This is a genomic window from Glutamicibacter sp. MNS18 (assembly GCF_026107515.2).
Classification (GTDB): domain Bacteria; phylum Actinomycetota; class Actinomycetes; order Actinomycetales; family Micrococcaceae; genus Glutamicibacter.
This window is the reverse complement of sequence record NZ_JAPCHW010000005.1, coordinates 1-18,162: the sequence shown is the minus strand read 5'-3', so window position 1 is coordinate 18,162 and position 18,162 is coordinate 1. Positions and strand designations below refer to the sequence as shown.

At 63.2% G+C, this 18,162-nt stretch carries 16 protein-coding genes; 8 read left to right on the top strand and 8 right to left on the bottom strand.

The features are described from left to right. Window positions 1–51: 51 nt before the first annotated feature. From OK351_RS07835 to OK351_RS07825, 3 genes are read right to left on the bottom strand one after another with little or no spacing between them, the layout of a single operon-like run. Window positions 52–1,347 (bottom strand): MFS transporter, encoded by a 1,296-nt coding sequence (locus OK351_RS07835; protein ID WP_265157610.1) that lies wholly within the window; start codon window positions 1,345–1,347, stop codon window positions 52–54. A 16-nt stretch (window positions 1,348–1,363) separates the two neighbouring features. Continuing rightward, the gene (locus OK351_RS07830; protein ID WP_265157608.1) at window positions 1,364–2,287 is read right to left on the bottom strand and encodes a carbohydrate kinase family protein; all 924 of its coding nucleotides are present in this window, start codon (window positions 2,285–2,287) and stop codon (window positions 1,364–1,366) included. Further along, the gene (locus OK351_RS07825) at window positions 2,284–3,783 is read right to left on the bottom strand and encodes a glycoside hydrolase family 32 protein (protein ID WP_265157606.1); all 1,500 of its coding nucleotides are present in this window, start codon (window positions 3,781–3,783) and stop codon (window positions 2,284–2,286) included. The genes OK351_RS07830 and OK351_RS07825 overlap by 4 nt, the downstream gene beginning before the upstream one ends. Before the next feature lie 124 nt (window positions 3,784–3,907). Here OK351_RS07825 and OK351_RS07820 point away from each other — a divergent pair, with 124 nt between their 5' ends. Next, window positions 3,908–4,939 (top strand): LacI family DNA-binding transcriptional regulator, encoded by a 1,032-nt coding sequence (locus OK351_RS07820; RefSeq protein ID WP_265157604.1) that lies wholly within the window; start codon window positions 3,908–3,910, stop codon window positions 4,937–4,939. 338 nt (window positions 4,940–5,277) lie between these two features. On the opposite strand, the gene OK351_RS07815 is transcribed toward OK351_RS07820, so the two are convergent. Both OK351_RS07815 and OK351_RS07810 read right to left on the bottom strand, forming a co-directional pair. Next, window positions 5,278–6,648 (bottom strand): SLC13 family permease, encoded by a 1,371-nt coding sequence (locus OK351_RS07815; protein WP_265157602.1) that lies wholly within the window; start codon window positions 6,646–6,648, stop codon window positions 5,278–5,280. A 55-nt stretch (window positions 6,649–6,703) separates the two neighbouring features. Continuing rightward, complete coding sequence (locus OK351_RS07810) at window positions 6,704–8,083, bottom strand: homoserine dehydrogenase (RefSeq protein ID WP_265157600.1); 1,380 nt, start codon at window positions 8,081–8,083, stop codon at window positions 6,704–6,706. A 175-nt stretch (window positions 8,084–8,258) separates the two neighbouring features. Here OK351_RS07810 and otnK point away from each other — a divergent pair, with 175 nt between their 5' ends. Genes otnK through OK351_RS07795 form a run of 3 tightly spaced genes read left to right on the top strand, consistent with a single transcriptional unit; the run spans window position 8,259 to window position 10,956 of the window. Next, the gene (gene otnK, locus OK351_RS07805; RefSeq protein ID WP_265157598.1) at window positions 8,259–9,485 is read left to right on the top strand and encodes a 3-oxo-tetronate kinase; all 1,227 of its coding nucleotides are present in this window, start codon (window positions 8,259–8,261) and stop codon (window positions 9,483–9,485) included. Beyond that, window positions 9,482–10,129 (top strand): class II aldolase/adducin family protein, encoded by a 648-nt coding sequence (locus OK351_RS07800; RefSeq protein ID WP_265157596.1) that lies wholly within the window; start codon window positions 9,482–9,484, stop codon window positions 10,127–10,129. The genes otnK and OK351_RS07800 overlap by 4 nt, the downstream gene beginning before the upstream one ends. A gap of 2 nt (window positions 10,130–10,131) precedes the next feature. Then, entirely contained in the window at window positions 10,132–10,956 is an 825-nt protein-coding gene (locus OK351_RS07795; protein WP_265157594.1) for a DeoR/GlpR family DNA-binding transcription regulator, read from the top strand. Window positions 10,957–11,120: 164 nt separating this feature from the next. On the opposite strand, the gene OK351_RS07790 is transcribed toward OK351_RS07795, so the two are convergent. Then, a complete protein-coding gene (locus tag OK351_RS07790; protein WP_265157592.1) occupies window positions 11,121–11,831 on the bottom strand; it encodes a FadR/GntR family transcriptional regulator in 711 nt (236 codons plus the stop codon). 176 nt (window positions 11,832–12,007) lie between these two features. Between OK351_RS07790 and OK351_RS07785 the strand changes: the two genes are divergently transcribed. From OK351_RS07785 to OK351_RS07770, 4 genes are read left to right on the top strand one after another with little or no spacing between them, the layout of a single operon-like run. Next, window positions 12,008–13,459: a four-carbon acid sugar kinase family protein gene (locus OK351_RS07785; protein ID WP_265157590.1), complete on the top strand. Its 1,452-nt coding sequence runs from the start codon at window positions 12,008–12,010 to the stop codon at window positions 13,457–13,459. A gap of 31 nt (window positions 13,460–13,490) precedes the next feature. Next, window positions 13,491–14,387, top strand: a complete 897-nt coding sequence (locus OK351_RS07780) for an NAD(P)-dependent oxidoreductase (protein ID WP_265157588.1) — start codon at window positions 13,491–13,493, stop codon at window positions 14,385–14,387. Between the two features lie 53 nt (window positions 14,388–14,440). After that, window positions 14,441–15,832, top strand: a complete 1,392-nt coding sequence (locus OK351_RS07775) for a GntP family transporter (RefSeq protein WP_265157586.1) — start codon at window positions 14,441–14,443, stop codon at window positions 15,830–15,832. Between the two features lie 2 nt (window positions 15,833–15,834). Further along, complete coding sequence (locus tag OK351_RS07770) at window positions 15,835–16,680, top strand: class II fructose-bisphosphate aldolase (protein ID WP_265157584.1); 846 nt, start codon at window positions 15,835–15,837, stop codon at window positions 16,678–16,680. 70 nt (window positions 16,681–16,750) lie between these two features. Here OK351_RS07770 and OK351_RS07765 read toward each other — a convergent pair whose 3' ends face one another. Continuing rightward, window positions 16,751–17,122: a hypothetical protein gene (locus tag OK351_RS07765; RefSeq protein ID WP_265157582.1), complete on the bottom strand. Its 372-nt coding sequence runs from the start codon at window positions 17,120–17,122 to the stop codon at window positions 16,751–16,753. Window positions 17,123–17,185: 63 nt separating this feature from the next. Then, entirely contained in the window at window positions 17,186–17,836 is a 651-nt protein-coding gene (locus OK351_RS07760) for a 4a-hydroxytetrahydrobiopterin dehydratase (RefSeq protein WP_265157580.1), read from the bottom strand. Window positions 17,837–18,162 lie beyond the last annotated feature (326 nt).

The following is an 18,162-nucleotide window of genomic DNA, read 5'->3' as shown; positions in this document are numbered from 1 at the left end:
AGCTGCCCGGACGTGTTTCCGGGTTGCGCTCACCGGTCGGCCGGCAGCCGATTACCCGGCGCCCTGCAAATCCCGGTGGCGCATGAACGGGTCGCCGTCCACCTGCTCGTCATCCTTCTTCAGCGTGAAGTAGGCGTAGACCCCGGTGGCCAGGACCACCGCGGAAATCACCAGGAATGTGGGCTGGTAGCCGATGCGGTCGTGCAGCATGCCCAGCGGGGTGGAGAGCAGCACGTTGCCGATCTGCGCCGAGACCTGGAACCCGACCATGTACAGGCTGGCGGATAGCGCCGGGTTGAAGTGCAGGGTGAAGTAGCGGAAGATCGGCAGCACAAACAGCGGGGTTTCAATGGCGTGCAGCATCTTGATCGCCGAGACCAGCACCGGGTCGTCAACCAGGGCACAGCCCAGGATGCGCAGGAACATGATCACCACGCCCAGCAGCAGGGCCGAGCGCACCCCCACCCGGCGCATGAGCAGCGGGATCACGCCCATCATCGCCGCCTCGACGAAGACCTGCACCGAGTTGAGGATGCCGTACACCCGCTGCCCGGTTTCCTGGCTCTCAAACAGGCTCGTGTAGAAATCGGGGAACATCTGCTGGTCGAAGACGGTGTAGAAGGACCAGGAGAAGGTCACGAAGACGATGACCAGCCACAGGCTGGGAAGCCGCAGCAATCCCACCATGTCACGCAATCCCGGGGTTCCTGCCCCGGAGAGCCGTACCTGCCCCGCAGGATTGGCATCCGGTTGCCGCCCGGTGGGCCAGAGGGCCAACACCAGCACATGGACCAGTCCGATCACCGAGCCGACCCAGAAGTTCAGCATCGGGTTGATGGTGAACAGGAACCCGGCGGCCAACGCGACGATGGCGTAACCGAAGGAGCCCCACATGCGCGCCTGCCCGTATTCGAATCCGAAGCGGCGGCTGTAGCGTTCGGTCAGCGCCTCGAGCAGTCCCACACCGGCCAGGAATCCCACGGAGAGGAACACCGCGCCGAGGATCGCACCGAGCATGAAGTTCGATTCGAGCAGCGGCCGGTAGACCCAGACGGCGAACGGCCCCATCAGGGCGGTGACGGTGGCGATCACAAAGGCCAGGTGCCTTCTGATGCCCAGCTTGTCCTGGGTGGCGCCGTAGATGAACATCAGCACCAGGGTGACCAGTGAGTTGATCGAGAAGACCGTGCCCACCTGGGCACCGCTCAAGCCCAGGCCGGAGCCCTCGCTGGTGAGCCAGATCTGGAAAAAGGACCACCAGATGCCCCACGAGGCAAAGAACAACAGCATCGACAGCGAACCTTGCAGGTACGCGGGATTCTTCAAGGAGGTAAGGGTTGGGTTCATGACCGGTTCCTGGGGGTTATGCGGAAGGGGAGGACAGGTGCCGACCGGCGGCATTGGACAGTTCCTCGGCCCACGGCGGGTTCGCACCGGTGCGGGCCACCGTCAGCGCGGCCGAGCACAGCGCCTGGGTCACGGCCCGGCGCACCTGTACCGGGTCCAGTGGTTGCCGCGCATGCAGCGCGGCCACCAGTGCGGGGCTGTCCAGGACCGCGTGCAGCAGCCCGGACATGAACGCGTCCCCTGCCCCGATGGTGTCACGCACGGTGGCCGGGATGGCGGGCAGCTGCGACAGGGTTCCCGAACTCCAGCACAGCGCCCCGCGTTCCCCGCAGGTGAGTACCACCAGGGCCGGCCCGAGGCCGGCCACATGTGCCAGCACCTGGTGTTCTTCCAGTTGCGGGTAGAGCCACTGCGCGTCCTCGTCGCTGAGCTTGACGATATGGCTTAACGACATCAGGTGTTCGATCCGTTCCAGGGCCGCAGGGCGGTCCCCCACCAGGGCAGGGCGTAGGTTCGGGTCATAGCTGCGCAAGGTCCGGGTATCGGCCTGGGCAAAGGCCCGGAGGATCTGTTCGCCGGAAGGCTCGATCCATGCGGCAATGGAACCGGCGTGTAGCAGCTGCGGGGCATGCTGCATCTCCAGGGGCGGCAGTTGCTGCTGGATCGTGAAGCTGTAGTGGGCGTTGGAGTGTTCATCCATCTCCACCACGGCCACGGAGGTCGGACGCTCGGTGACACTGCCTTCGGCTACCGCCACCGAGGAGGCGGCCAGGTGTTCTGCCACCAGCCGGCCATTCGTGTCGGTGCCGAATTCCGTGTGGAACCGCACCTGGTGTCCCAGGCGGGCCAGTCCAACCGCCACATTCAGTGGCGAACCGCCCGGGTGTGCCTTCCCGGCCACCACGTCCACCAGGGACTCGCCCATCACGATCGCACTCATGCCAGCAGTCCTGTCCCAAGTACGGTGTCGCCGCTGCTATCCAGTGCGGTGACCCGGATATCGGCATGATGCCCCAGGTCCAGCGCCGCATGGTGGGCCACGTTTTCTCCGGTCAGTTGGTCGGTGAGCGAGCGCAGACCGCCGGCAGCCAGGATCTCCACCGACCCGTGGTCCAGCAGCAGGTCCACCTCCAGTGCCTGGCCGGGCTGGGGTAGCGGCATGCGCTGGGTCGAGGCGTACAGGTCATGGTCCACCAGCCCGCCCGGTCGCTCATGGCGGATCTGCCCGACTTCCACGTGCACGGTGCTGATCAGGCTTCCATCTTCACGATAGAAACGCACGGTGCTGGGGGTCCCGTCCTGCGGGAGCTGCGACATATCCAGTTGCAGGTTGATCAGCGTCGGGGAGCCCAGATCCAGCCGTAGGCTGCTTCCGGCCCGGCCCTGCAGGCCCCGGCGTGCCGCGGTTTCACTCGCACCGGTGAGAAGACGCTGGCGGATCTGCACGGCGCCATCGGCGCGAACCAGGTCCAGGGTGCGTGCCGCGCTCATGGAACCGCGCCACCCGCCGTGCGGCAGCTGGCGGGCGTAGTCCCAATTGCTCATCCAGGCCAGCAGTGTGCGCTGGTTGTCAGGTAGTCCATGGAAGGAAACCCCGGCGTAGAAGTCCCGTCCCCAGTCCAGCCAGAAACCGGCGCTCAGCTGGTCGTAGTCGGTGCCCGGCCACGCCGGTCGCGGGCTCTCCGGGATGAAGTGCGTGCCGTCGAAGTCGCCGATGAAATATTGGGTGCCCGAGCCTCCGGCCACACCGCCGGGGTTCAGCGATACCAGCAGCACCCACTTCTTCTCCCCGGTGCCCTGCACTGGCAGTTCGAACAGGTCCGGGCATTCCCAGACCCCTCCCATGGCGGCCTGCGGCCCGAAATCGGAGAGCAATTCCCAGTCGATCAGGTTCTCCGAACGGTAGAAGACCACCTGGTGGTCTGCAGCTTCCACGGCCACCATGACCCAGTAGTTCCCGGCCGGCCCCGCGTAGCGGAAGACCTTGGGATCCCGGAAGTCCCTGGACCCGCGGTCAAGTACCGGGTTTCCGGCGAACTTGGTGAAGCTCATGCCGCCATCGGTGGAGTAGGCCAAGGCCTGGGACTGGTTGCGCCCATCGGTGGCCGCGGCGGTGTACAGGGCAATGACCGGTGCGGTTCCACCCACGCCCAGCCCACTGGTGTTGTGCTCATCCACCACAATGGAACCGGAGAAGATATCGGCTTGGTCATCGCACAGGATCGCCACCTCGTGTTCTTCCCAGGTGACCAGGTCACGGCTGGTTGCGTGCCCCCAGGACATGTTCCCGTGGCCAATGCCGTACGGGTTGTACTGGAAGTACAGGTGGTAGACCCCCTCATGGTAGAACAGTCCGTTGGGATCGTTCATCCAATGGGAGTGCGGCGCGAAATGCCTCGCCGGCCGCTGAAAGGTTGTCTGTCTCTGATCGCTCACGCTGTTCCTCCACGCTGATGACAGTCGGTGCTAAATGCATTTAGCACCAAACTGTAACACCGCCTTTCGGCGCAGGGCAATAGGCTAGGCTCGAAGACAACGGATCCGTGGAATGAAAGTAGACGTGAGCACACCGAAAACCAGACGAGTCACCCTGGCCGACGTCGCGGCCGCCAGCGGGGTGTCCAAGACCGCGGTGAGTCTCATCCTGAACAACCGCCCAGACTCCCGGATCTCCGAGCAGACCGCCGCACGGGTCCGACAAACCGCCAATGACCTGGGCTATCGCCCAAACCTGGCCGCCCAGTCCCTGCGCTTTGGCAAGACCCGCACGCTCGGCTTCATTTCCGAACAAGTCACCGTCACCCGATTCGCCTCCGGGATGATCACCGGGATCCTGCGAGCCGCCAAGCAACACGATCACACGGTGCTGATGGCCGAGACCTTCGGCGAGGAACCCGAACTGCGCCAAGCCATTGCCCAGATGAGCCACCGCGAAGTCGACGGGCTGATCCTGGGATTCATGGACTCTCGCCTGCGCGAACTGCCCGGGCTGGAATCGGAAGTGCCCGTGGTGCTGGTCAACGGCCACGACACCCAGCCGCGCACCTGCATCATGCCCGATGAATTCGCTGCCGGATCCACCGTGGCCCACCGCCTGCAACAGGCGGCGATCACCCGGGTCGCACTGATCGGCACCCACCGCCGCGCCACATTGCACCCGGAAAGCTATCCGAGCATCACCCGCCGCTTTGCCGGACTGACTCAGGCGCTGGCCGCGGAGGGAATCGGTATCACCGGGCAATGGGAGCTGGAGGACTGGAACCCGTCCGACGGGTTCACCGCCACCCGAGCCATGCTCGCCGGCAACCAGCCACCCCAGGCACTGATCTGCGCCAACGACCGGGTGGCCATGGGCGCCTATCAGGCCTTGGCCGAGCACGGGTTGCGTCCCGGAATCGATATGCCGGTGATTTCCTTCGATGACGAGGATATCGCCGCCTATCTTCGTCCGGCGTTGACCACCGTGCGCCTACCCTACGAACAGATGGGTGAAAAAGCGGTGGAACTGCTACTTGGGGGCCAGCTCACCGCCGACGAGCATCTGGTTCCCATGCCGCTGATCGAGCGGGATTCTCTCCCGGCACGCCGTTAGCTTCAAATGAACTGGGCCTCCGACGTGAAAGCGTGACAGCCAGCCCATGTCCGTAAGGCAACAACTCCTGCCTGAGCAGGACAGCCTGACGATCCCGCCAAGGGCCAACGGTCCGGTTGTTCCCGAAGGGGTGGAAGGAAACGTGGCCCCTGACTGCACCCGCGCAGACGACTGGACGCCGACGCACCCACCCCGGAGCGTGTGCGTGAATTGCACCAAAAGACCCCTTGACCTGAAACCATTCCCGGTCAAGGGGTCTTTCGCGACAATCTGCATCCAGCTTCCGGCATTTCCAGCCACTTTCACGGCGATATATCCGTGGTTCGGCTGATACCCGCCTAGAGGAAGGGAACCACGAGCACCGCAAGGGTGACAACAGGGCCGATGACCACCATTGACAATCCCCAGATCGTCAGATTCCGATTAACCCGAGGTCGATGCTCCTCGACGGTTGAGGCGACAATAGTCGCGCCGGTCGTACCGAATGGCGCACAGTCGACTAGCGATGCAGAAATGGCCAGAGCGTAGATGAAATAGGTCGCTTCCAGCCCACCTCCAGGCACCAGCAGCGGTACTGCAAGGGGGATCAACGCGCCAATGATCCCGATGGTCGAGGCGAAAGCGGAGACCAGAGCGGCAATAACGCAAATGACCAGGGCCGCCAGGAGCGGTTGACTCACCGATCGGGCAAGCTCGCCCAGTTGATCAATCGCACCCAAGCGGGTCAAGACACCGACATAGGTGATGATGCCGCCCAGCAGGAGTGTTGTGCCCCAGTCAATGCGGGTCATGGCCTTGCGACCGACATCCGGATCGATGAGCGCAATGACCACGGCAATCGTCAAAGCGACGACTCCGAGATTCACATCCACATCGAGCATGGTCAGAGTGAAGAAGCCACCGACCAGGACGAAAATCGAAGCTATGACCAGACCCTGCATCGCAGTCATCGGTTCCTTGGCCGGGGCAGCCTCCAATTGCGTCGGCACACGGGTCAGCGTCTGCGTTCCCACGCTACCGCGCACGCCAGCCGAAGGCCGGCCACCTGCCCCATCGTCCACGACCGGCTTCGTCGAAGCACTGGCCGCCTTGGAGGCCTCGCGGGTTCGCTCGATCAGTTCCCGTCCGCCGAAGAGGAAGAAGGCAACGGTCACCACCAGGACGTTGATCCCAATGGACAGTGCAAACATGAGCCCAGCGTTGTAAGGAAGGTTGGCCTGCCGAGCGACAGTTTGCACGGTGATTCCGACGATACTGGTCGGCGCCAAGGCACCGCCAACGATAGCCGAGCTCATGGCCAGGCCCATGAGGGTCGAATTGATCCTATGGCTATGCGCCAGTGCCATCGCGATAGGGACAACGGCGAAGGCAGCGTGGGAGGTGCCCATGCAGGCCACCAGGGTGGCAATGGCCCACAACGCCCAGGGCAGCAGGGCAACACGGTTGCCGATCAGTCCCAGGGAACGATTGACCAGCCAGTCGATGGTACCGGTTTGATGCGCCAACCCGAAGAGATACGTGATACCAACCAGGATCACCAGCGCGTCGACGGGAAACCCTCCCAGCACGTCGTCCAGGCTCTCCCCAACGACCCCAATGCCGATCACGAAGGAAGCAACCAGGGCCAGGGCGCCCATATGGACATTGCGGATAGAGGCAATGGCGAATACCGCCGCCAAGCCGATCAGTGCGATAATTTCGGGGCTCATACCGTGACCTCTGCTACGACCGCCGGGTTCTGAACCGTGCGGGAAGTGGGCGTCATCATTGAGTCACTCCATTCTTGGTTGTTTCGGTAATCGATGCACCGGCGAGATAAAGCTGCAACGCCCGCGGATCGATGCCGCTCACGTCATCAAGCGCGATGAGCTCGCCGGCCGCTATGCTCCGGGTCAGGGTGGTACCGTCCAATAGGTAGAATGGCGCTGCACCGGGGGTGGGTGCCACCATCACCGGGGCCACCCCGGTGATTTCATGATGGTGGCCGGCTACGGCCAGACTGGTTCCAGCCGGGAGGTCCTCACTGGCCCGCGCCGCAAGCAGGATGCCAGGTTTGGCCGCAGGCACCGACCTGCGATCCATCGCTGCATGCACCGTCAGCGCTGTCTCCACGCCCATGTAGTGGTACGGCCAGTAGATGCAGGCGTAGCGCCCGTCGCGGCTGATCACGTGCCCCTTGCCGCGCAGGATCTCCCAGGTCACCGGGTCGCCAGTGCGCACGATGGCGAACACGCCCCCGGCAAAGCTCGCTTCCCCGGGCAGACGCAGTGCCGAAAACACTTCCAGGACGCCTTCCTGGCGCAGCAGTCCGCCGTCCTTCTCCATGGCATAGATATCGGCCAGCTCATTGATGCGCGCCACCGGGTAGTGCATTGTTTCAACATCCGCGGCGAAACCAGTTCGCAGACCCACCACGGTCATTTCGCAAGCATCCGCTGCCGCAGAGCGCTTCAGCTGTGCCACGGCTTGCGCCCGGCGTTCCAGCAGACCGACCACATCTTTGTCCAATTCCAACAGTTCGCCAAGTTCCGGAGCGTGCAGGAGCTCACCAGCCTGCTCCACGTATCCCGTGGTGGGATCGAAGCACAAGTCATACTCGCCAGCCTTGCCGATGGCGACGATATCCAGCCCGACAGCGGCTACCCAATCAAGCAGACGCAGGAGGTTGGCAGGCTGGTCCCCGTCACCAGGAAGGTAGCTCAGGCCCTTGCGCGCGGCGAGCGCGTTCAGCTCAACACCGGCGACCGTATCGACTTCCTTGCTAACCATCACCACATGCGTGTCGTTTTCTAGAGCCGTCTGCGCATATGCCGAGCCGTGCCCGACATGTCCGCAGGCCTCGACCAGCACGTCGATTGAGGACCAGTCTAGGGCCGCCATGCCCGCGGCCAGGACAATCGCGCCGCTGTCGGAAATCCGCCGGGCATCTTCCGGATGCTGGGCGACCACTGCATCCTGCGGTGCAATACCCAACTCGGCGAGCATGTCACGCAGTCCGTCAATATCGGGGTCCACAAGGACTGCCGGTCGAATTTCCGGCGTACTTGAAAGCTGTGCCAGGAATGTGCGCCCGTAGCCGCCGTTGGCCCCGGTCAGCGCAATGCTGATGGGAGCCCGGTCGCGGGCAGAGTGGGAAATGATCACGATGGGGTCCCATTCGTCGTGTGCACATTCGACCTTCGAACGTGCCGAGAATCACTCTGCCACAGATTCTAAAATCTTCCAAGATTGCATCAGATATTAACATTGTGGTGTTATTGAAGTGTTGCGGGCGATTCCCCGCACCTCCATCGGCCTTCGTGGCCAGGAAAGGATGACCGTGCTCGGAATCATTGCCGATGACTTTACTGGTGCCACGGATGTTGCAACTATGCTGCGCCGCTCAAAGCATCAGGTAGCCGTGGTCATTGAAGATGGCGATCTACCGGCGGAACAGCTATCGAGGCTGGATGCCGTGGTCATCGCACTGAAAACCCGCACCGCCCCGTTGGATGAGGCGGTGACTTCCAGCAGGAATGCCCTGCAAAGACTGCGCGCGTGGGGCGCCACCCGGTATTACGTCAAGTACTGCTCCACCTTCGATTCGACACCCCGGGGGAATATCGGCCCCATTCTCGATGCCCTCTGCAACGATCTGGGTGTCACGCGCTGTATTGCTGTACCTTCCCTGCCAGCCAATGGCCGCACCGTGTACCAAGGCCATCTCTTTGTCGGATCCGAACTGCTAGAGGATTCTTCAATGCGCGATCATCCCCTGACGCCGATGACCGAGTCCAAGGTGGCATCCTTGCTACAAGCGCAATCCACCCACCCTGTGGGTGAAATATCCCTACCCACAGTGCGGCAGGGGCCCGCCCGCCTCCGCCAGGTGCTCGCTGCCTCGACGGACCGGTATGTGGTCATCGATGCCATCGACGATACGGACTTGCGGACCATTGCCGCAGCGACCGCCGGAGACACACTCGTTTCCGGAGGATCGGGTCTCGCTCTGGGGATGAGCGGGCCGGGCACACTAAATGACTCTTGGACGCCTCCGCCTTCCGGTCGGGGCGCCATCCTCTGCGGGAGTGTTTCGCGCGCTAGCCTGGCGCAGGTCGCGCACGTTTCCAAAACGCAGCCAGTGAGACAAGTTGACATCAGTACCGCGCTGGCGGATCCCGAAGGCACCGCCGTGCGGCTGGCCCTCTGGGTGTCCGACCAACCGGCCGGCAGTACCCCGGTGATCTGCGCCGCCCGCAGCCTGCGCGACGTTCGGCAGCATGTCGATGGCACCGAGGTGGCACCAGCAGTGGAACAGGTCATGGCGTTACTGGCCCGCAAGCTTCTCACCCATGGAATCACCGCGCTGGTCGTAGCCGGTGGCGAAACTAGCGGTGCGGTGGTACGCGAGCTAGGAATCGGGGTCCTGCATATTGGACCGGAACTAGCACCCGGTGTCTGCTGGTCCACCGCAGAGGTGGAAAAACGGCCTATCGCTCTCGCCCTGAAGAGCGGGAACTTCGGGCACGAGGATTTCTTCAGCACCGCATGGGAGTCCCTGGCATGAGCATCCTCGAACAACTCATCAACGCCGGGCGGAAGCTCGTCGATCTGGGCTTGAGCCCCGGCTCCAGTGGTAACCTCAGCGCCCGCGAAGGGGATCGTATCCTGGTCACCGGTACCGGGGCATCCCTGGGCCAGCTCAGCGCCTCGGATTTCGCCGAGGTTTCGCTCGACGGTGAGCATCTGGGCGGTGCCAGGGCCTCGAAGGAAACGCCCCTGCACGTTGGTTTCTACCAACGCAGTGAAGAACACCGGTCGGTGATCCACCTGCACTCGCCGCAGGCGGTCGCCCAATCGTGCCGCGAGCCATGGGCAGCCCACAACGCGATCCCACCATTAACGCCGTACTACGTCATGAGAGTTGGGCAAACCCCGTTACTGCCTTATCGACATCCGGGCGATGCCGCCTTGGGCGAAGACCTCCGCTCGGCTCCTTGGCCATTACAGGCCGCCCTGTTGGCCAATCATGGTTCCGTGGTGGCGGGCCGGGATCTTGACGAAGCGATCGACCGCGCCGTCGAAGTGGAGGAGGCCTGCCGGATCGCCTTGCTGACTGAACGCCACGACAGACGAGAACTCACCCCTGTACAAATCCTGGAGTTGGCCACACGCTGGAAATCACCGTGGAGTGGCACCACTGTAGAATGAGTGTGGAGGAAACATTGACCAGGACGACCTCACTCATTCCGGAACAGCGCCGGCAGAAGATTATCGAGCATCTGCGTACCGCAGAGGTGCTCAGTTACCGTCAGATAACCGAATTGCTTGGTATCAGCCAGATGACGGCGCGACGCGATGTCGCCACACTGGCCAAAGAAGGCCGGGTGGAGGCCACTCAAGGCGGCGCCGTGGCCGTCCCCACCGCCCGGCTCCTTGCCGAACCTCACCGTTCGGTCAAGGAAGTCGCCGACCTACCGTCCAAGGCCGCCATCGCCCGGGAAGCAGCCAAACTTGTGGGCGATTCAATGACGATATACCTCGACGCGGGCACAACAGTCCAGGCGATACGTCCGTACCTGCAGGAGCGCCAAGACCTGACCGTAGTCTCCAACGACTTGGCCACGATCGCCGCGTTTCTTGACCACCCGAGCGTCGACCTGATCTGCGTGGGCGGTCGGGTCGACCGCGACAACCAGTCAACTATCGGCCGTTTGGCTTCCCTGACGCTGGCAGAATTGTCGCTCGACATAGCGTTCCTCTCCTCCAGCTCGTGGGATGTCCAAAGAGGCATCACCACTCCCGTCGAGGCGAAGATCGATCCGAAGCGCGCAGCTATGGCTTCGGCCTCCCAAAGCGTGTTGCTCACCGATAGCGGCAAATTCGGCCGTTACGCGAAATACCGAGTTGCACCCTTGGATGGCCTCACAACGATTATCAGCGACTCCGGACTTGGTGACGAGGCTGCGTCGCAAGTTGGTGCCCTAGGCATCAACTTGATCCGTGCGGAGTTCGGGGATGAAGAGTCCGCGGAATGACCCTGGGCCCAAAAGGAAATCCGATTTATCAGGCGATCCGCCGCTGACCGGGTGTCTGTACGCTACACGATCCAAGTCGATTCGTTCACCAAATCTGCCGACAGCCACAGCATCGTATCGGTTCCTCGCCTATGGGGATCCGAAACCGCACCGCGGGATCCGACTCAGTCATCCTTGGCGGCATATACATAGGACCGCAGGTCATCCAGGGTCTGCTGCATGTGCTGGTCCATGGCCTCACGGGATCGGGCGGGATCCCCGGTTTCCAGTGCGCGCAGGATGTTCTCATGCTGCCCGATGGCATGTTGCTGGATATCCGGCAACGCACTGGTTTCGCGCCGCCGTTCGGACAGCACCCGCCGCAAGGGCTCGAACAGGGCCGGGACGAAGGCGTTGCCCGAGGCCCTGAGGATCACGTCATGGAAGGCCAGATCCTCGCGGACGAAGTCGTCCACCTCGGCGTCCCGGTGGGCTTGCCGCATTCCATCCAGATGCTCCCGCAGTAACTGCAATTCCGCGCCGCTGATTCGGGTTGCCGCCAGTTCGCAGGCTCCGGTTTCCAGCATGCGGCGAAGCTCGATCAGTTGCACCGCCGCCTCTTCTGCCCCGGTGCCCACGCTGGTGGCCCGGAGTACCGCATCCAGCGAGCTCCACTGGCTGATCGGGTTCACATAGGTGCCGCGTCCGCGTTCCACACGGATGATGCGCTGGGCCAGTAGGGTCTTTATGGCCTCACGCACGGTCATGCGGCTGACCTCGAGGGTTGCGCTGAGCTCCAGTTCACCGGGAATCGGGGAATCGGCTGGCAACTGGCCGTCAACGATCCGGTCCAGCAGGTTATCCGCCACCTCGGTCACCAGTGATTTCCGGGCCACGTCCCCTCCATTTCCCCTAAAAGCGGCAACGGTGCGCACTACCGGCTTTACAAGCCAAGTTTACGCATCCATGACCCTTGCGCGAATTCACGAATCATGTGACACTAATTCTCATGACAGATGTCTGACATCTTACATGGTGAGATGTCAGGCCACAGACAAAGGAGTCCCAGCCCATGCTTGAGTCCAGTTTGCTCGCCAACTACCCCGCTGAGCCGGTTATTTCCCCCGAAACGGTGGCTGCCAGCGCCCGCGCTACTGGCCGGGTTCTCGTGGTTCTGGATGACGATCCCACCGGCACCCAGTCCGTGAGCGACCTGCCGGTACTGACCCGCTGGGAAGTCGAGGACTTCACCTGGGCCTTTGGACTGGAAATCAACGGCGAGCGCCCGTTGGCCGTCTACGTGCTGACCAATTCGCGCAGCCTGGATGCCGGGGATGCCGCCGTACGCAACCGCCAGGTGGTCACCGCAGCGCAGCAGGCCGCAACTGCCGCCGGACTCAGCATCGGTTTTGTCAGCCGTAGCGATTCGACCCTGCGCGGCCATTTCCCGCTGGAAACCGACGCCATCAACGAAACCCTCACCGCACTGGATGCCACTGCGGCCGTGGACGCGGTGCTCATGGTGCCCGCCTTCGGGGATGCCGGTCGTATCACCGTGGGCAGCGAGCACTACATGCGCACCGGTCACGGCGAGGTGGCCAAGGTCAGCGAGACCGAGTTCGCCAAGGACGCGACCTTCGGATTCTCCACCAGCTACCTGCCGGATTACGTGCAGGAAAAGACCAACGGCCGCATCCCGGCCGACAAGGTGCTGGGCCTGGACCTGGACGACATCCGTTCCTCGGCCGGGCACATTGCCGCCAAGCTCTCCACGACGGCCAACGCGCAGGTGGTATGCGCCGACATTGTCACCGAAAACGACCTGCGCTCCCTAGCTCTGGGGCTGGAAGCCGCGGAATCCGCCGGCAAAAAGGTGCTCTACCGTGTGGGGCCACCGTTTGTCCGGGCCCGCATCGGGCAGGCCGAACGGGCCCCGTTGACCCGTGCGGAAATCTTCACCGGGGACCAGCCTGACGGACGGACCCGCGGCGGGCTGATCGTGGTCGGTTCGCATGTGGGTGTCACCACCCGCCAGCTGCAGGACCTGACCGCCAACCACCGCAGCGCCCGGATCGTGGAACTGGATGTTCCCACCATGCTGGATGCCGAGGACGAGAAGTCCTATCTCGCTACCCTGGTCGAGAAGATCAGCCGTTCACTCACCGACAGCGACGTGATCGTCCATACCTCGCGCACGCTGGTCAAGACCGATGACGCGGACGCCTCCCTGGAGATCGCCCGCCGCGTCTCGGCGGCCGTGGTGTGGGTGGTGAACCGGATCGTCCATTCCACTCCCCCGCGCTTCGTCATCGCCAAGGGCGGGATCACCTCCTCGGATGTGGCCGCCCACGGCTTGGAAATCCGCAAGGCGATCGTGCGCGGACCGATGCTGCCGGGCATTGTCTCGCTGTGGCAGTCGGTGGACGGCCCGGCCAAGGGCATCCCGTACATCGTCTTCGCGGGCAACGTCGGTGACGACCAGTCATTGACCGCCGTGACCCGCACCCTGAGCAGCACCTTCTAACGACCAACAAACGATTCAACGGAGAATACTGATGAGCACTACCACCACTGTCGCCGTCCTGGGCCTGGGCGCCATGGGCCTGCCGATGGCCACCCGACTGTCCACCGGCCTGCAGGTCAATGGATTCGATATCTCGGCCGAGCGCATGGAGCTTGCCGCCCGGGCAGGAATCACCACCTTCGCCTCGGCCGGCGAGGCCGTGGCCGGTGCCGACGCCCTGCTGCTGGCGGTGCGCAATAGCGAACAGCTGGACGCGGTACTTTTCGGTCAGAACGGTGTGGCCGGCCAGTTGAAGAACGGTTCGGTGGTCATCCTGACCTCCACTGTGGGCCTGGACGCGGTCCCGGCCACCGCGGCCCGCCTGGCCGAGCTGGGTGTCGGGCTGGTAGACGCCCCGCTCTCCGGCGGGCCGGTCCGCGCCGGAGAAGGAGATCTGCTGATCGTCGTGGGTGCTGCCCCGGCGGATCTGGCCAAGGCCCAGCCGGTGCTGGACCTGCTGGCATCCACCCTGAGCATCGTGGGCGACAAGCCCGGTGACGGCCAGGCCCTGAAGACCGTGAACCAGCTGCTGTGCGGTGTGCACATTGCCGCGGCTGCCGAGGCCATGGCGCTGGCGGACAAGCTCGGCCTGGATCAGGCCACCACGCTCGAAGCGCTGCAGGCAGGGGCCGCGAACTCGTTCATGCTGGGAAACCGCGGGCCGCGCATGCTGGAGGCCTACATCGAGGAAGGGGCCGAAGTGCTCTCGCGCCTGGATATCTTTGTCAAGGACATGGGGATCGTGACCACCGCGGCCCGCGCCGCGCACCTGTCCACCCCAGTGGCCTCGGCCGCCGAGCAGCTGTACCTGCTGGGCGAAGCCCACGGGTTGGCAGCCGCCGATGACTCGGCAGTGATCAAGGTCGTCGCCCCGCAGGCAGCCAACTAACCACGGATTCGGCGGGGAATTCCCCGCCACGTCAAAGGAGACGAATAACTTTCATGAGTCCGCTTATCCTCCTGCTGATCGCAGTGGCCGGTGTGGCCCTGCTGCTGGTGGGCGTCATCAAGTTCAAGATGCCACCGTTCATCACCCTGCTGGTGGTCAGCATCCTGGTGGCCCTGGCAGCCGGGATCCCGATCCAGGACGTGGCCGGGCTGGTCACCGATGCCATGGGCAGCACCCTGGGCAGCGTCGCGGTCCTGGTGGGTCTTGGTGCCATGTTGGGAAAGACGATCGAGGTGTCCGGCGGAGCCGAGGCGTTGGCCGGACGGTTTACCAGGATCTTCGGACCCAAACGGGTAATCGCCGCCTTGACCACCGTGGCCTTCTTCCTGGCCATTCCGGTGTTCTTCGATGTGGGTTTCATTGTCATGGTGCCGATCATCTACGGCTTCGCCAAGAGCATCAACGTTGATCCGGTCAAGGTAGGTCTGCCGGTCGGTGCGCTGATGCTGGCCATCCACGTGGTGGTTCCCCCGCACCCGGGTGTGGTGGGCGGCGCGGGTATCCTGAACGCCGATATCGGCTGGGTGACCATTTTCGGGCTGCTCTTCTGTGCCCCGATCGGCGTGCTGGGATACTACCTTTCCAAGCGCCTGACCCGCCGTGACATCACCATGCTGCCGGCCACCGCCGAACAGTTCCGCAACTTCGGCCAAGCAAAGATGCAGGATTCCGGGGGCAGCACGGCCGTGAAGGTGAAGGCGCCTTCGGCCGGCATGGTGATCTCACTGATCCTGCTGCCGATCCTGATGATCATGATGGGAACCGTGGGCGGTTCAATCGTGACCGAGGAAACCACCGTGGCCCATGTGCTCGGCTTTGTCGGTTCGCCGATCATCGCGTTGCTGGTCACCTTGCTGCTGGCCTACTACCTGCTGGGGGTGCGGCGCGGCTGGAGCAGCGAGCACACCGGGCAGGTCATGGACTCGGCCCTGGGGCCAGCGGCCACTGTCATCCTGGTGACCGGCGCCGGTGGCGTGTTCGGCAAGGTATTGACCGAATCCGGGATCGGTACCGTGCTGGCCGAATCCCTCAGCGCCGCCGGATTGCCGCTGATCCTGATGGGCTTCATCCTGGCCGCGATCTTGCGTGCCTCGCAGGGCTCGGCCACGGTCGCCATCATCACCACGGCTGGCCTGCTCACCGCGGCGGTGGATGCCGGAGGCTACTCCGCGATCCAAATCGCACTGATCCTGATCGCCATCGGTTTCGGCGCCTTCGGGCTGAGCCATGTCAATGACTCCGGTTTCTGGATCGTGACCCGGTTCCTGGGGCTGAGTGTCTCCGACGGCTTGCGCACCTGGACCGTGATCACCACCGTTCTGGGCGTGGCCGGCTTCCTGCTCACCGCCATCGCCTACATGATCGTTACCTCGATAGGAGTCTAGGAATGCTCGCTCGCATGGACACCATGGTGCAGGATGCACTCAAGGACGGTCACGCCGTCCCGGCCTTCACCTGCTACGACTTCACCACCGCCCTGGCCGTGGTGGAGGTAGCCGAGAGGCTGGGGCGTGCGGTGATCCTGAATGTGGCACCGAAGACCGCCGGGAACCCTTCCGGGCTGCGGCTGGTCTCGGCCTTGCGGCAGTTGGCGGAGCAGGCCACCGTACCGGTGGCCGTCCAGCTGGATCATGCCACCGATGCGGAACTGATCACCGAGGCCGTCAAGGCCGGTGCCAACGCGGTTCTGGCCGATGGTTCGGCCAGCGATTTCGAGCAGAACATCGCTTTCGTGCAGCAGATCCGCGGTCTGCTGGGTCCGGAAATGGTGATCGAGGCGGAACTCGGTGCGCTGGCCGGCAACGAGGACCAAGCCTTCGAGCAGAGCGCAGCCGGCCTGACCGATCCGGGACAGGTGGCCGGGTTCGTGCAGCGTAGCGGTGCGGACCTGCTGGCGGTCGCCATTGGCAATGTCCATGGTCGCTACAAGGGTGAACCGAAGATCCATTGGGACGTGCTGGAGACCATCCACCGGGTTTGCCCGATTCCGCTGGTCCTGCACGGTGCGTCGGGAATCGCCGCGGCGGACCTGTCCCGGTCCATCGGGCTTGGTGTCGGGAAGGTCAACCTGAATACCGAGCTGCGCACCGCTGTACTCAAAACTGTGGAGCATCAGATCGCTGACCGCCGTGCCGAAGGACAGAACCTGCTCGGCCTGCTGGGCGACTGGGATGAAGCCGTCCAGGCGATCGCCACAGAGACCTTCACCTCATTGCGCACCTCCGTGGCCTAAGGACGCGAAGTACCGGGGCAGGGCATCCAACGTGGATGCCCTGCCCCGGCGGGTTGCTCATACCCGACCTTCAGTATTCCTTCTCACTGAAACGGTCGTAGGGTTTGGCCCGGAAGCCCGAGTTCTCGCCCAGGTGGATGTAGATGTGGCCCTCGATTTCATCATCGTCCACCAAGGCCACCCAGCCCCGGCCATGAACCGGGTCGCCGTCATCATTGCCTTCCCAGGTGAATTCGACACCGGGATGTCCATTCCATTCAATCGGGCGGCAATCCATCCAGCCATGGGCCGCGATAAAGGCAAACTCCCCATGCATCCCCTTGGAAAACGTGATGAAACTGGGCTCCAGAGCATCGATTTCCTCGCGATCCCAGTTGTCCATCTCGATAATCCGCCACCGGCCGATCAGCTTGTCGGTGGCGTTTGCACGCCTGTTCATCATGGGAATTAGTCTAACTACGCTCGGTGACGCCAGGACATGGTTTCGAGGGAACTACCTGGCGGGCTATCCGCGTCCTGCCTCGGTACAGATACACAGACGATTTCCCTGATAATCGGTTGCCACCACCCAGGCCGGTGAATTCTCGTAATCCAGGTCGGCATCCGTGGTCTTGAGTTTTTCCAGGACGTCACCGCTGTGGCTATGCGGCACCGTCACGTCAAGGTGGAAGCGGTTGTCACTGGGCGTCTCGGTTTCCTGGAACCAAATGGCCGGGCCGCGCCCATGGGGATCGGTCAGGCTGCCGTTCGGCTCCTCCCGGTAGCCCAAGGCGGTACGCCAGATACTGGAAATCTGCCTGGGGTTGTCGGTATCGATGCAGATTTCCACCGTCCGCACCAGATTCAGGTCCACCCCAGCACCCAGGGATTCTGCCTGCTCGGAAATCCGGCCAGCCAACAGGGTGTCGCTGGTCGTGACCCCGCCGGAATCATGCGATGCCAGGGTGAGGAACAAGGTGTCATATCGCCAATCCACATCGGGGTGGTGATTGGCTTCCTCTGCCAGGGATCCTATGGAGGCAAGCAGCTGGAGCGCGGATGCTGCCGAGGGGCACTTGTAGACCGTGCGCAAGGCACCCAAGCCATAGCGCCAGGGCGGGAGCTGGGACAGGGTGTTCTGGATTTCTCCGTCGTTGAGGACTTCTTTCCTGGTCATCGTTGCACCTTTCGCTGGTGGTGGTTGGCGGTGCTCCTGGCACCTGCGCCGCCTCCGTACGTCACAGCTTGACGGGAACCGGCACGGAAAAGAAGAATCTGGAGGAAGTTCGAAGGAAGGAACGGAGCCCTCGGTAGACTTGACGATTCCGCCCATCTGGTGCTGGGCGTTCACCAATGGCAAACCGAACTAACTCCAGGAAAAATCGGCGCTTGTGACTGATCCGTGGGTCGCCGGGCCCCTTAAATAGCAGCGCACGCCGCTTCTCGTATAGGTTTTAGAGCGTCTAAACCATCAAACCAAACACAAGAAAACGGCGTGCAACA